The following is a 12785-nucleotide window of genomic DNA, read 5'->3' as shown; positions in this document are numbered from 1 at the left end:
CGAGGATCTCGCGTTTTCCGGCGTGGTTTGCTGGTCCTACGATGCCCTCGTTCTCCATGCGCTCCATGATGGATGCGGCGCGGTTGTAGCCGATCTGGAGGCGGCGCTGGATGTAGGAGGTCGAAGCCTTCTTGTCGCGCAGCACGACCGCGACCGCCTGCTCGTAGGGGTCGTCGCTCTCGGCCGAGCCCATGCCGGTCTTGTCGAAGACGGCGCCGTCCTCGTCCTCCCCGCCCTCGTCTTCCTCGGAGGTGACCGCGTCGAGATATTGCGGCCGCCCTTGGGTCTTGAGATGGGCGACCACCTTCTCGACCTCGTTGTCCGAGACGAAGGGACCGTGGACGCGGGTGATGCGGCCGCCGCCGGCCATGTAGAGCATGTCGCCCTGGCCGAGCAGCTGCTCGGCCCCCATCTCGCCCAGGATCGTGCGCGAGTCGATCTTCGAGGTGACCTGGAAGGAGATGCGGGTCGGGAAGTTCGCCTTGATCGTGCCGGTGATGACGTCGACCGAGGGGCGCTGCGTGGCGAGCACGACATGGATGCCGGCGGCGCGCGCCATCTGGGCGAGGCGCTGGATCGTGCCCTCGATCTCCTTGCCGGCGACCATCATCAGGTCGGCCATCTCGTCGACGATGACGACGATATAGGGCAGAGGCTCGAGGTCCATGACCTCCTCCTCGTAGATCGCCTCGCCCGAATGCTTGTCGAAGCCGGTCTGGACGGTCCGCGTGATGACCTCGCCGGCGGCCTTGGCCTCGCCGACCCTGGCGTTGAAGCCGTCGATGTTGCGCACCGAGAGCTTCGACATCTTCTTGTAGCGCTCCTCCATCTCGCGCACCGCCCATTTGAGGGCGACGACCGCCTTCTTGGGATCGGTGACGACGGGGGTGAGCAGATGCGGGATGCCGTCATAGACGGAGAGTTCGAGCATCTTGGGATCGACCATGATCAGGCGGCACTCTTCCGGCTTCAGCCGGTAGAGGATCGACAGGATCATGGTGTTGATGGCGACGGACTTGCCCGAGCCGGTGGTGCCGGCGACGAGCAGATGCGGCATGCGGGCGAGGTCGGCGATCACCGGCTCGCCGCCGATGGTCTTGCCGAGGCAGAGCGCGAGCTTGTGCTTGGTTGCCTCGAAATCCTGGCAGGAAGACGGTCTCGCGGCGGGTGTTGGGCAACTCGATCCCGATCGCGTTCTTGCCCTGAACCACCGCGACGCGTGCCGACACAGCGCTCATCGAACGCGCGATGTCGTCCGCCAGGGAAATCACGCGGGAGGATTTCGTGCCGGGAGCTGGTTCGAGTTCGTAAAGCGTAACAACCGGACCGGGGCAGGCCTGGACGATCTCGCCGCGGATGTTGAAGTCCTCGAGCACGCCTTCGAGCAGGCCGGCATTCTGCTGGAGCATCTCGACCGGCATGGTTTCGGCCTGCGCCTGCGGCGGCTCGGCCAGGAACTCGATCGGCGGAAGCTGGAAGCCGGCATCCTGCACGACGGGCAATTCGACGAGGCGGAGCTTGGCCCGGAACGGCGTCACCTTGGCGGACTCGACCGCGACCGACTCGGGACGAATGGGTTCAGGCCGAGCGGGCTCGGGCTGAGCGGGCCTGGACAACACAGGCTTGGGCTCGACCACAGGCCGTGTACTGCGCGCCAGTGGTACGCCGGGCTTTGCTGCAGCAACGGGTTCGGCCGGAATAGGAGCCTCATCCTCGACAACAGGCTCTTCAGCCGCCGGCACAGACCAGGACGGCGCGGTGATCTGGAAGCTTACCTGATAGCTCTGGCCCCAGCCGAAACCGGACCAGGCGGGCGCAACGACCGGGGCCGTCATCGCCAACGGCACGGCTTCTCGCACGGCGACCTGCGGCTCTTCGTCGAAGGTCATGACCGGGGTATGAAGCGTTGCGTCCGGCATCGTCGACGAAGCGACGGCTTCGAATGCGAAATCGGCATCGTCGCGCTCGGCCTCTGGCACGCATTCCCAGAAGGCGTGATCCGAGATGAAATCGAGCGGCGTCGCGACGTCCAGCTCCGGGAAGGCATCGGCCTCCTCGGAAGCCTCGACAGCCATTTCGGCAGGCTGCATCTCATCGACGAAGGCGTTCTCGTCAGCGTCGAAGGTCAGCTCGACATCGGCGGGCTCGTCCATTGCCTGTTCGGGCGCCGGCTCGTCACCGGGGGCGCCCCAGACCTGTCTGATCAAGTGGTCCGGCGTGCGCCAGAAACGGACGCGGCTCTCGCCCTGTGCAGACGCGTTCGGAGACAGGCTGATGTCGAATCGCTGTCCGAGGACCGGCGAAACAGAGAGCTCCCGCTCGGCCTGCGCAAGCTTCCGCTGGACGTCAGCAGCACGCGAGGGGCGGACATAGGTCGGCCAGAGGCTGGACGATGCCGGCTCGCTGTAAAGCGGCTCTGAGGCAGGGGTTTCCGGGCTTTCTGGCAGCGCGGTCTGCTGTGATTGAGCGAGGCGATTATCCTCGATAGCCACGGCGTTCGCGCGGCGGAGACGATCCGGTTTTTGCATGGGCTTAGGCGAACACTACGCTTCGTTAACCTGAGACCCAGTCCTAGCCCGGCAGGGTTAAGAGACCGTTCCGGAGGCCTCGCTTTCGGTGTCCGAAGGTGGCGCGCTCAGGCTCGTAGCAAGCGTCAGCGCGCCTGCTTTTCCGAGGGCGGTACGGCAGCGTCGTCGTCCTGAAGCACGCGCCAGGCAGCGCCTTCCAGATCAGCGAACTGGCCTGATCGCATGCACCAGAAAAAGGCGCCCAGCCCCAAAAGGCCGAGCCCCAGTGCAAGGGGGAACAGGATCACGATGATGTTCATGCCTCTGCCTCCCAAAAGGCCTTGCGACCACGGGCGCGCAGGGCGTTGAGGGTCACCACCAGCGACGAGCCCGACATGGCGACGGCGGCGACCAGGGGAGTCGCGAACCCGGCGATCGCGATCGGAACCGCGACCGCGTTGTAGAGCACCGCGAACCAGAGATTCTGCAGCATCAGACCGCGCGCCTTCCGTGCGATGCCGAGTGCGGCCGCGACCGGTGCGAGGCTGTCACCGAGAAAGACGATATCGGCCGCCGCCTGCGCGAGATGGGTGGCGCTGACAGGCGAGAGCGAAACATGCGCGCCCGCCAGCGCCGGCGCATCGTTCAGTCCATCGCCGATCATCAGCACCTTGCGTCCGTTGGCCGCCATGCTGTCGAGCAGGTTGAGCTTGTCGGCCGGCAGCAGCCCGGCCTGGACATGCGCGATGCCGAGCTCGGCCGCGATCGGCGCCACCGCTTCCGCCCGGTCGCCGGAGAGGATCGCGATTTCCAACCCCGCCGCGCGCAGGGCGTCGATCGTCGCGCGCGCGTCCGGACGCAGGCTCTGCCCCAGCGCCAGAACGGTGCGATAGGCGCCGTGGCGATAGGCTATCAGCGAAGCGCCCGGATGCAGAGTCTTCACCGAAACCGCCTCGGCTTCGGCATCGCAGAAGACAAGGCTGCCGAGGCGCTGCTCGTCATCGCCCTTCCCCGCCGACAGCCCTTGCCCACGCTCCTCGCGAACATCCGTTCGTGGAGAGGTGTTGCCGAGCGCGCGGGCCAGAGCCTGCGCCAGCGGGTGGGTGCTGGCCGCAGCGAGCGCGCCGATCTCGGCCCGGCGCTCAGGCGCCAATGCCTCAGGATTGAGAATGTCGGGCTCCGGCAGGGTCAGCGTTCCCGTCTTGTCGAAGACGGCGATATCGGCCTCGGCGAGGCGCTCCAGAGCGTCTCCCTCCTTCAGCATGATCTTGCGCTTGAACAGGGCGGAAGCCGCCACGACCTGCACTGCGGGAATCGCCAGCCCGAGCGCGCAGGGACAGGTGATGATCAGCACGGTCACGGCGATCATCAGTGCCTCGGGCCATGCGAGCCCCCAGGCAAGCCAGCCGAGGAAGGTCACGGCCGAGAGGGTATGAACCATCGGCGCATAGAGGCGCGCGGCGCGGTCCGAGAGGCGGACATAGCGCGAGCGGCTGCCGACGGCCTGACTCATCAGGCGGTCGATCTCGTCGAGCAACGTGCCTTGACCAGCCGCCTCGACGCGGATGGTGAGGGCGCCCGTGAGATTCAGCGTGCCGGCATGGACGCGCTCGCCTTCACCGATCGCGGCGGGCGCCGTCTCGCCGGTGACGAGACTCTGGTCGAGCTCTGAGCGGCCGGCCTCGACGATGCCATCGACCGAGACGCGCTCGCCCGGACGCACGAGGACGCGGTCGCCGGGTGCGATCGCTGCGATCGGCGTGATCGTCCAATTGCCGTCGTCGGCGAGTTTCGTTGCGGTCTCGGCCTTGAGCGCGGCGAGATTGCCGGCGAGATCGCGGGTACGGCGGCGCATGAGCTGGTCGAGATAGCGGCCGATCAGCAGGAAGAAGAGCAGCATCACCACGCCGTCGAAATATGCATGGCGGCCATGGGTCCAGGTTTCGGCGACGGACATGACGAGCGCCAGCACAACGCCAATGGTAATCGGCACGTCCATGTTGACCGCGCCGGCTTTCAGCGCCCTGAGCGCGCTCTCGAAGAAGGGACGGCCCGCATAGGCCGCCGTCGGCAGGGCGATGAGAGCCGAGAGCCAGTGGAAGAAATCACGCGTCGTCGGGTCGATATCGCCGCTATTTCCGGCCCAGACCGCGACCGAGAGCAGCATGATGTTCATCGAGGCGAAGCCGGCGACGCCGAGCCGGCGCATCAGGCTGCGTTCCTCCGCGACCGCATCGTCCTCCTGTCTCTCGGCGACGAAAGGGTAGGCCTTGAAGCCGAGCGCGCCGAGCTTGTCGACCACCGCCTCCGGCCTGAGCAGCGCCTCGCGCCATTCGACCGAGACGCGCTTCAGCGCGAGGTTGACGCGGGCGCCGAGGATGGCGGGCTCGCGGCCGAGCCCGCTCTCGATCGCCTGCATGCAGCCGGCGCAGCGGATGCCGTCGACCGCCAGTTCCATGCTGGCGATGCCGCCATCGCGATGGCGCACGAAGACGGAGAGATCCTGCGCCGCCATTATCACTTCTCCGGCAGGGTGACGCGGCTGCGCGAGACGAACACGACCTCTTCGCCGCGCTTCGCCTGCCATTCGAGAATCCAGGAGCCGGCCTCGATGCGCTCGACATTCGCCTCATAACGGCCGGGCTGGCGCTCGTTCAGCGCGACCGCGTGATCGCGCGCCGAAGTGGCGGGGTGGCGCAAGCGCCCGGTTACCGTGAAGCCGGAGAGAGGCTGGCCGGCGCGATCCGCCAGGGTTGCACCAAGCGAGGCGCCCTCGCCCTGCCGCGCGAGGGTGGCCACAGCCTTCCAGCCGCGCGCGTCGCGCTCGTGCTGGCGGGCGATCTCCTCGTTGAAATGCTGGCTGGTTTCGTAGGCGCTCTTCGTCTCGACGCCCGGCATGGTGCGCAGTGCCACCGTCAGGATCGTCGCATTGACCGAGACGATGACACCGAAGAACAGCACCAGCATCGCCGCGACCATCCAGCCGGTCAATTCGAAGGGGCGGCGCGAGCGCGGGGCGGCAGGGGTGTCGCAGGACATCAGAAAAACTCCGCAGCAGCTCATGGTTTGGCTCCGGGCGCCATGAAGTGGTCGGCGGCGCGCACGGTCTCCCCGGCGAAGAGATCCGAGGCGGTGATGGTGATCGCCTGCGACGCTTCCAACGGGACGCCGGCCGGCACGGTGACGAGTACGCGCACCTCGCGCGAGGAATCGGGATCGACCGTCACGACCGGCCTGACATCGGCAGTCTGCACGACGCCGACGACCTCGATCCGGATGCCGGGCAAGCCGTCCACGGTCAGCGCGAAAGGACGGACTTCCGGGCGCTTGTTCAGCAGGCGGACCGCATAGGCGTTGCGGATCGAGCCGTCGCTCAGCGTCACGAAAAGCGGCGCACGCTCATGCAGGACCGAGATATCGGCAGTGCGGCGCGTGGCGAGCTGCCAGAGCATCGCCCCGCCGACCACGACGATCAACGTCACATAGATCGCCGTGCGTGCCCGGAACGGGCGGTAGATCGCCTTCAGACCGGCCAGCCGGCGCTTGACGTTGGTCTCCGTGTCGTAGGCGATCAAGCGTTTGGGCCGGTCGACCTTGGCCATCACGGTGTCGCATGCGTCGATGCAGAGCCCGCACTGGATACAGTCGAGCTGGGCGCCATCGCGGATGTCGATGCCGACGGGGCAAACCGCCACACATTGATGGCAATCGATGCAGTCGCCGGCCAGCGCACCCTGCGCCTTCAGCCGCAATCCCTGCTTGACCGAGACGCGCGGCTCGCCGCGATCGTAGCGATAGGTGACGTTGAGCGCTTCGTCGTCGGTCAGCGCCGCCTGGATGCGCGGCCAGGGGCACATGAACTTGCAGACCTGCTCGCGCATGATGCCGGCGAGCGTATAGGTCGTGAAGGTGAGGATCGCGATCCAGACATAGGCCGAGAGCGGCGCGGTGAAGGTCGCGAGCTCCCGCACCAGCGTCGGCGCATCCGCGAAATAAAGCACCCAGGCCCCGCCGGTCCACCAGGCGATGACAATCCAGACCGCGTGCTTGGCGCTCTTGCGCCAGAGTTTGTCGAAGCTCCACGGCGCGTCATCCAGGCGCATGCGCTCGCGACGGTCGCCCTCGAAGAAGCGCTCGACGGCAAGAAACAGATCGGTCCAGACCGTCTGCGGGCAGAGATAGCCACACCAGACCCGGCCCGCGAGAGCATTCATCAGGAACAGGACGAAGGAGGCCAGGATCAGCAGGCCGGTGAAATAATAGACCTCCTGCGGCCAGATCTCGATGAAGAAGAAATAAAAGCGGCCATTGGCGATGTCGGCCAGCACCGCCTGGCTCGGCAGGTGCGGGCCGCGATTCCAGCGCAGGAACGGCAGCAGGTAATAGATGCCGAGGCACAGGAACAGGATCGCCCATTTCGCGCGCCGGAACGGGCCGGACACGCTCTGCGGATAGACCTTCCGCGACGCCGCGAAGAGCGGGATGTCGTCTGGATCGGCCCCGGCGGTGCACACGCTACTGCCCTCCCCCCAGCGAGTGGACATAGACGGTCAGCGCCTTGATCGTCGTCGCATCGAGACGACCGCCCCAGGCCGGCATCACGCCATTGCGGCTGTTCGCGATGGTCTCGGTCAGCGAGGCCATATCCATGCCGTAGAGGCTGATCGCGTCGGTGAGGTTCGGTGCGCCCATCTCCGGATTGCCCTTCCCGGCTTCGCCATGACAGGAGGCGCAGTTGTCGGCAAAGAGCTTGCGCCCGAGCGCCAGATCGGCCTTGGGCTCGGTCGGAAGGCCGGCGAGCTCACGGACATGGCTCGCAACGGCGACGATCTCGTCACGCTTGAGCATGCCGTCGCGGCCGAAGGCCGGCATCTGGCTCACCCGCGTCTCGTCGTTGCCGGCAGCGCGGATGCCGTGGACGATGGTCTGCTGGATCGCTTCGAGCGAGCCACCCCAAAGCCAGTCGTCGTCGTTCAGGTTCGGATAGCCCTTGGCACCGGCGCCACCGACGCCATGGCAGGCGGCGCAGTTGTCGCCGAAGGCGGCCTTGCCCTGCGCCATGGCGATCTGGAACAGGGTCGGGTCAGCCTTGATCTGGGCGGGGGTCGCATCCGCCATCCCGGCTGCCTGGACCGCGCGCTGCGCCTTCAACTGCGCCATGTCGGCGCTGATATCGGCGCGGCTGGCATAACCGATGACGCCCCTGGTGGTGTCGGTCAGCAGCGGCCAGGCGGGATAGACGACCCAGTAGCCGATCGACCAGAGGATGCTCGCGTAGAAGATGCCGAGCCACCAGCGTGGCAGCGGCGTGTTGAGCTCGCGGATGCCGTCCCATTCATGGCCGGTCGTGGCGATGCCGGTATGCGGGTCGATATGTGGAGCGTCGTGGTTCTTCTGGTCCATGATCTCAGTCCTCCCGCAGCGGATTGAGCGCAGCTTGCTCGAAGCGGGCGCGGTTCTTCGGCCAGAAGGCGTAAACGCAGACGCCGAGGAAGACGGCGACGAAGTAGAGAAGGCCGACGGACTGGGCGAAGCCGGCGAGCCAGTGATAGGTCGTTTGCATGGCAGCCTCGCTCAGCGGATGTTGGCCTTGTCGTCGTAGAGCTTGAAGTCGACGAGCGTGCCGAGCGCCTGGAGATAGGCGATCAGGGCGTCGGCCTCGGTGATGCGCTGCGGGTCGCCGTCGAAATCGCGCGACTGCGCCTTCGGGTAGCGCTTCTCCAGATCGGACTGGCCAGGATGATCCGGTGTCGCCTGCGCCTTCAGGTCGCTCTGCGCCTGGGCGACCATCTCGTCCGTGTAGGGCACACCGCCGGCGCGGTTGGCGCGCAGCTCGTCCGCAATGTCGCTGTATTTCAGCTCGGTCTTCGCCAGGAAGGGATAGCCCGGCATGATCGATTGCGGGACGACCGCGCGCGGCTCGGCCAGATGCGCCCGCTGCCACTCGTCGGAATACTTCCCGCCGACGCGGGCGAGATCCGGACCGGTGCGCTTGGACCCCCACTGGAACGGCTTGTCGTACATGCTCTCGGCCGCGAGCGAGTAATGCCCGTAGCGCTCGACCTCGTCGCGCAGCGGCCGGATCATCTGGCTGTGGCAGTTGTAGCAACCCTCGCGGACATAGATCGCGCGGCCGGCCAGCTCGAGCGGCGTGTAGGGGCGCATGCCCTGCACCGTCTCGATCGTGTTCTTCAGGTAGAAGAGCGGCGCGATCTCGACGAGGCCGCCGACCGAGATCACCAGCAGCACGCCGATGACCAGGATGATCGAGTTGGTCTCGAAGATCTTGTGCTTGGCCCAGAGCGACTTGCGCACGGGCTTGTGTTCGATGCTCGTCATTGCCCGGAACTCCTCAGACGGCCATGGCCAGCGGCGCCGGCGCCTCGTCGGTGCGCGGCATCTCGGCCGCGCTCTCCGAGCGCACGGTCATCCAGAGGTTGAAAGCCATGATCAGCGCGCCGATCAGGAAGAGCGCGCCGCCCAGCGCGCGGATCACGTAGAAGGGATGCATCGCCGCAACCGTCTCGATGAAGGAATATTCGAGGAAGCCGAGCGCGGTGTAGGCGCGCCACATCAGGCCCTGGAGGATGCCGGAGACCCACATCGCGGTGATGTAGAAGACGATGCCGAGCGTCGAGATCCAGAAGTGCCAGCTCACCAGCTTGAGCGAATAGAGCCCCTTGCGATTCCAGAGCCAGGGCACGAGGCAGTAGATCGCGCCGAAGGAGATATAGGCGACCCAGCCGAGCGCGCCGGAATGGACGTGGCCGATGGTCCAGTCGGTATAGTGCGACAGGCCGTTGACCGCCTTGATCGACATCAGCGGACCTTCGAAGGTCGACATGCCGTAGAAGGCGAGCGAGACCACCATCATCCGCAGCACCGGGTCGGTACGCAGCCGGTCCCAGGCGCCGGACAAGGTCATGATGCCGTTGATCATGCCGCCCCAGGAAGGCATCCACAGCATGATCGAGAAGGTCATGCCCAGCGTCTGCGCCCAGTCCGGCAGCGCAGTGTAGTGGAGATGGTGGGGGCCGGCCCAGATATAGATGAAGATCAGCGCCCAGAAATGGATGATCGAGAGCCGGTAGCTGTAGATCGGCCGCTCCGCGCGCTTGGGCACGAAATAGTACATGATCGCGAGGAAGCCGGCAGTGAGGAAGAAGCCGACCGCATTATGGCCGTACCACCACTGGAACATCGCATCCTGCACGCCCGACCAGAGGCCATAGGAGCGCGGCGACAGCAGCGAAACCGGCACGGCGACGTTGTTGCCGACATGCAGGACCGCGATGGTCAGGATGAAGCCGAGATAAAACCAGTTCGCCACATAGATATGCGGCTCCTTGCGCTTCATCACCGTGCCCAGGAAGACCAGCAGATAAACGACCCAGACGACAGTCAGCCAGAGATCGGCATACCATTCCGGCTCGGCATATTCCTTGCTCTGGGTAATGCCGAGCAGATAGCCGGTGCCGGCGATGACGATAAAGAAATTGTAGCCGAGCACGACGAACCAGGGTGACAGGATGCCGGCCAGCCGCGCGCGGCAGGTGCGCTGCACGACATAGAAGGACGTCCCGATCAGCACGTTGCCGCCGAAGGCGAAGATCACAGCCGAGGTGTGCAGTGGCCGCATCCTGCCGAAATTGGTCCAGGGCAGATCGAAATTGAGAGCCGGGAAGGCGAGCTGGAGCGCGATGATGAGCCCGACCGTGAAACCGGCGATGCCCCAGACCATCGAGGCGACGGTCGCGAACTTCACCGGCCCCATGTTGTAGTTCGGCTTGCCGTCGATTTCCTGCGGCTCGACCGCAACGGTTCCGTCGAAGCAGCGATTGGCGATCAGAACGATGGCCGCGACGGAGGCGAGGACGCCGAGCATGGCGTGGAAGGCGTAACCGGAACTCTCGGTCAGCGCCGCGATGACGATCAGAGGCAGCACACAGGCCGCCGCGATCAGCATCCCCAACAATTCGCCGACAGTCGCCTGCCTGACAGGGCTTGCCGTTGCCGTCACCATTCGACTCCCGCTTCGTCTCCGGCGCATGAGCGCGCCCTTCGCGGGAGGCTTATCGAACGGGAAAAGGCGCGGCGTTGATTCAGGTCAACGGGAGCACCGCGCAGGGTGCGGCGCGGTAGCGCAGGCTCAGGCCGCGACCGCGCTCATGCGCTCGGGGTTCATCACGCGCACGCCACCGGGGACGATCAGGATCGTCTTCTCGCGGGCGAGGCGCGTGAAGGTGCGGCTCACGGTCTCGATGGTCAGCCCGAGGAAATCGGCGATGTCCTGCCGCGTCATCGGCAGCGGAACCGTGACCGAAGGCTTGCCGAGCCGCGCCCAGCGCTGCTGCATGCCGAGCAGGAAGCAGATCAGCTTCTCCTCGGCCGTCCGCCGGCCCAGCAGCATCATCTGCTCATGAGCGAGCGTCAGCTCATGGGTGGCGAATTCATGGAGCCGCTTCAACAGGTGCGGCTTGGCGTCGACCAGCGCGGTATAGGCACCCCGCGAGAAGGCACAGGCCGAGACCTCGCCGATGGCGTCGGCCGAGAAGCCATAGGCATCGCGCATGGCGAGCCCGAGGAAGTCTCCCGGCAGCGCGAAGCCGACGACCTGGCGACGGCCGTCCGACAGGAGCTTGTAGAGGCGCACGACGCCGGCCGTGACGTTGTAGACCGAATGCGCCTCGCGCCCCTGCGTGAACAGCGTCGCTCCCGCAGCGAACTGCGTGGGATGCGCCAGGGATTCCAGCAGCGCGAGCTCATCATCCGTCAGGGACGCGCAGACGCTGACGAGACGCACCATGCAACTGCGGCAGCCGCCTTCAGCGCAGGTCGAAGCACTGCAGGCCGTGGGGTGACAGTTCACGATCGCACCTTTCTGATCATCAGCGGACCATACCGCATGCGCGCGAGGCGACAAAGTGCGCTTCCGGCCGCAGGCTGTCGATTTGATCCAAATCAATGCGCCTTGGCCAGCCCCGCAATCACGGTGCGTTTCCCCCATTCTGGAGAGCGTTCGTGACTGGCGATGATATCTTCGAGGTCGCGCGCATAGCGCCGGCCGGCGCCGACACGGTCTTCAGCCTCGTCGCGATGCTGCATCCCGAGGTGACGCCGGAAGGCTGGGCCGAATTCGTGCGCGACAATTCGCAGGATGGCGCGCGGCCGCGCGGAGTCTTCGCGCTGCGTGACGCGCGCGCCATGCCGCATGCCGTCTTCACATTCCGCGTCGCCCAGACGATCACGGGCGGCACGGCGCTGGAGATATCGGAGCTCGCGATGCTGAGGCTGCCGGGAACCTATCTCGTTAATGCGCTGCTGCGCTTCGCCAACCAGCTCGCCATCGAGCTCGACCTGCCGCGGATCGCGATCTCGCTCGAGCGTTCGGCCGCCTGGCCTCAGGACCATGACGCGCTGCAGCGCTCGGGCTTCCAGGTCGACCGGATGATGGTGCTCGGCCGGGCGCGGCTGGCGCCGACGGCCTGCAATTGACCTGCCTCAAGTCGGAAGCGGGCCCGGATCAGCGGCCATTGACCTTTCGCCATGCGGCGAAATCGACCTTGGTCTGCTCCTCGGTCGCCGGGTAGAGGCCGAGGATCGAGCGGCCCTTCAGGACCTCCTCGGTGACGAAATCCTCGAAGGCGGTCATCTCGACGGCTTCAGCCGCGACCTCGTCGGCGAGATGCGCGGGGATGACGATGACGCCCTCGGCGTCGCCGACCACGATATCGCCCGGGAAGACCGCGACATCGCCGCAACCGATCGGCCCATTGATCTCGATCGCCTGGTGCAGGGTGAGGTTGGTCGGGGACGAGGGGCGGTTGTGATAGCTCGGGAAAGGCAACCGCGCGATCTCGTATGAATCCCGGAAGCCGCCATCGGTGACGACACCGGCGACGCCGCGCTTCATCAGCCGTGAGACGAGGATGCCACCGGCCGAGGCCGCGCGCGGATCCTTGCGGCTGTCGATGACCATCACGGCGCCGGGCGGGCAGTCCTCGACCGCCTTGCGCTGCGGATGCGCGCGGTCCTGGAAGACGGAAAGCGGATTCAGGTCCTCGCGCGCCGGGATGTAGCGCAGGGTGAAGGCCTCGCCGACCATCGTCCCCGCATCGGGATTGAGCGGGCGGACGTCCTGGATGAACTGGTTGCGCAGCCCACGCTTGAACAGGGCGGTGCAGAGCGTGGCGACGGAAACCGTGCGGAGCTTCTCGCGGGTTTCCGGCTTGAGACTGGGCATGCGTTCACCTTTTCCGTCCGTGGTTTCCCGCCGGC

Annotated in this window: 12 protein-coding genes and 1 pseudogene; 2 read left to right on the top strand and 11 right to left on the bottom strand. The window is 66.2% G+C overall.

The window, feature by feature from the left end; all coding sequences use genetic code 11:
* A pseudogene (locus tag J0I42_RS17870) lies at window positions 1-1712 on the bottom strand (DNA translocase FtsK); the annotation flags it as partial.
* A 186-nt stretch (window positions 1713-1898) separates the two neighbouring features.
* Here J0I42_RS17870 and J0I42_RS17865 point away from each other — a divergent pair.
* Complete coding sequence (locus tag J0I42_RS17865; RefSeq protein ID WP_291656713.1) at window positions 1899-2420, top strand: hypothetical protein; 522 nt, start codon at window positions 1899-1901, stop codon at window positions 2418-2420.
* A 233-nt stretch (window positions 2421-2653) separates the two neighbouring features.
* Here J0I42_RS17865 and ccoS read toward each other — a convergent pair whose 3' ends face one another.
* The 9 genes from ccoS to J0I42_RS17820 all read right to left on the bottom strand — a co-directional run bounded on the left by ccoS (window position 2654) and on the right by J0I42_RS17820 (window position 11313).
* Window positions 2654-2827 (bottom strand): cbb3-type cytochrome oxidase assembly protein CcoS, encoded by a 174-nt coding sequence (gene ccoS / locus J0I42_RS17860; RefSeq protein WP_291656710.1) that lies wholly within the window; start codon window positions 2825-2827, stop codon window positions 2654-2656.
* The gene (locus J0I42_RS17855) at window positions 2824-5022 is read right to left on the bottom strand and encodes a heavy metal translocating P-type ATPase (protein WP_291656708.1); all 2199 of its coding nucleotides are present in this window, start codon (window positions 5020-5022) and stop codon (window positions 2824-2826) included. Before J0I42_RS17855 ends, ccoS begins: the two co-directional genes overlap by 4 nt.
* 2 nt (window positions 5023-5024) lie before the next feature.
* On the bottom strand, window positions 5025-5546 hold the full coding sequence (locus tag J0I42_RS17850; RefSeq protein ID WP_291656706.1) for a FixH family protein: 522 nt from the start codon (window positions 5544-5546) through the stop codon (window positions 5025-5027).
* Between the two features lie 20 nt (window positions 5547-5566).
* Complete coding sequence (gene ccoG, locus J0I42_RS17845) at window positions 5567-7021, bottom strand: cytochrome c oxidase accessory protein CcoG (RefSeq protein WP_291656704.1); 1455 nt, start codon at window positions 7019-7021, stop codon at window positions 5567-5569.
* A 1-nt stretch (window position 7022) separates the two neighbouring features.
* The gene (gene ccoP, locus J0I42_RS17840; RefSeq protein WP_291656703.1) at window positions 7023-7910 is read right to left on the bottom strand and encodes a cytochrome-c oxidase, cbb3-type subunit III; all 888 of its coding nucleotides are present in this window, start codon (window positions 7908-7910) and stop codon (window positions 7023-7025) included.
* Window positions 7911-7914: 4 nt separating this feature from the next.
* On the bottom strand, window positions 7915-8070 hold the full coding sequence (locus J0I42_RS17835) for a cbb3-type cytochrome oxidase subunit 3 (RefSeq protein WP_055728507.1): 156 nt from the start codon (window positions 8068-8070) through the stop codon (window positions 7915-7917).
* A gap of 11 nt (window positions 8071-8081) precedes the next feature.
* Complete coding sequence (gene ccoO, locus J0I42_RS17830; protein WP_291656702.1) at window positions 8082-8846, bottom strand: cytochrome-c oxidase, cbb3-type subunit II; 765 nt, start codon at window positions 8844-8846, stop codon at window positions 8082-8084.
* A 13-nt stretch (window positions 8847-8859) separates the two neighbouring features.
* Window positions 8860-10530, bottom strand: a complete 1671-nt coding sequence (ccoN, locus tag J0I42_RS17825) for a cytochrome-c oxidase, cbb3-type subunit I (protein WP_465247692.1) — start codon at window positions 10528-10530, stop codon at window positions 8860-8862.
* 126 nt (window positions 10531-10656) lie between these two features.
* Window positions 10657-11313 carry a helix-turn-helix domain-containing protein gene (locus J0I42_RS17820; RefSeq protein ID WP_291656701.1) on the bottom strand — a complete coding sequence of 219 codons (657 nt, stop codon included), beginning with the start codon at window positions 11311-11313 and terminating at the stop codon, window positions 10657-10659.
* 215 nt (window positions 11314-11528) lie between these two features.
* Here J0I42_RS17820 and J0I42_RS17815 point away from each other — a divergent pair, with 215 nt between their 5' ends.
* Window positions 11529-12002, top strand: a complete 474-nt coding sequence (locus J0I42_RS17815; RefSeq protein WP_291656700.1) for a hypothetical protein — start codon at window positions 11529-11531, stop codon at window positions 12000-12002.
* Window positions 12003-12030: 28 nt separating this feature from the next.
* Here the strand turns inward: J0I42_RS17815 and J0I42_RS17810 are convergent, their stop codons facing one another.
* A complete protein-coding gene (locus J0I42_RS17810; protein ID WP_291656699.1) occupies window positions 12031-12750 on the bottom strand; it encodes a ribonuclease activity regulator RraA in 720 nt (239 codons plus the stop codon).
* Between the last annotated feature and the right edge of the window lie 35 nt (window positions 12751-12785).

It is taken from the genome of Allobosea sp., assembly GCF_017308015.1.
In the GTDB taxonomy this organism is placed as follows: Bacteria; Pseudomonadota; Alphaproteobacteria; order Rhizobiales; family Beijerinckiaceae; genus Allobosea.
The sequence above is the reverse complement of the archived record's forward strand: the minus strand, read 5'-3'. Positions and strand labels throughout refer to the sequence as shown.

Coding starts and splice junctions, on each gene's coding strand:
- J0I42_RS17810 (WP_291656699.1), bottom strand. CDS start 12,750: ATGCCCAGTCTCAAGCCGGAAACCCGCGAGAAGCTCCGCACGGTTTCC.
- J0I42_RS17850 (WP_291656706.1), bottom strand. CDS start 5,546: ATGTCCTGCGACACCCCTGCCGCCCCGCGCTCGCGCCGCCCCTTCGAA.
- J0I42_RS17855 (WP_291656708.1), bottom strand. CDS start 5,022: ATGGCGGCGCAGGATCTCTCCGTCTTCGTGCGCCATCGCGATGGCGGC.
- J0I42_RS17820 (WP_291656701.1), bottom strand. CDS start 11,313: ATGGTGCGTCTCGTCAGCGTCTGCGCGTCCCTGACGGATGATGAGCTC.
- ccoS (WP_291656710.1), bottom strand. CDS start 2,827: ATGAACATCATCGTGATCCTGTTCCCCCTTGCACTGGGGCTCGGCCTT.
- ccoO (WP_291656702.1), bottom strand. CDS start 8,846: ATGACGAGCATCGAACACAAGCCCGTGCGCAAGTCGCTCTGGGCCAAG.
- J0I42_RS17865 (WP_291656713.1), top strand. CDS start 1,899: ATGAAGCGTTGCGTCCGGCATCGTCGACGAAGCGACGGCTTCGAATGC.
- J0I42_RS17835 (WP_055728507.1), bottom strand. CDS start 8,070: ATGCAAACGACCTATCACTGGCTCGCCGGCTTCGCCCAGTCCGTCGGC.
- ccoN (WP_465247692.1), bottom strand. CDS start 10,530: ATGGTGACGGCAACGGCAAGCCCTGTCAGGCAGGCGACTGTCGGCGAA.
- ccoP (WP_291656703.1), bottom strand. CDS start 7,910: ATGGACCAGAAGAACCACGACGCTCCACATATCGACCCGCATACCGGC.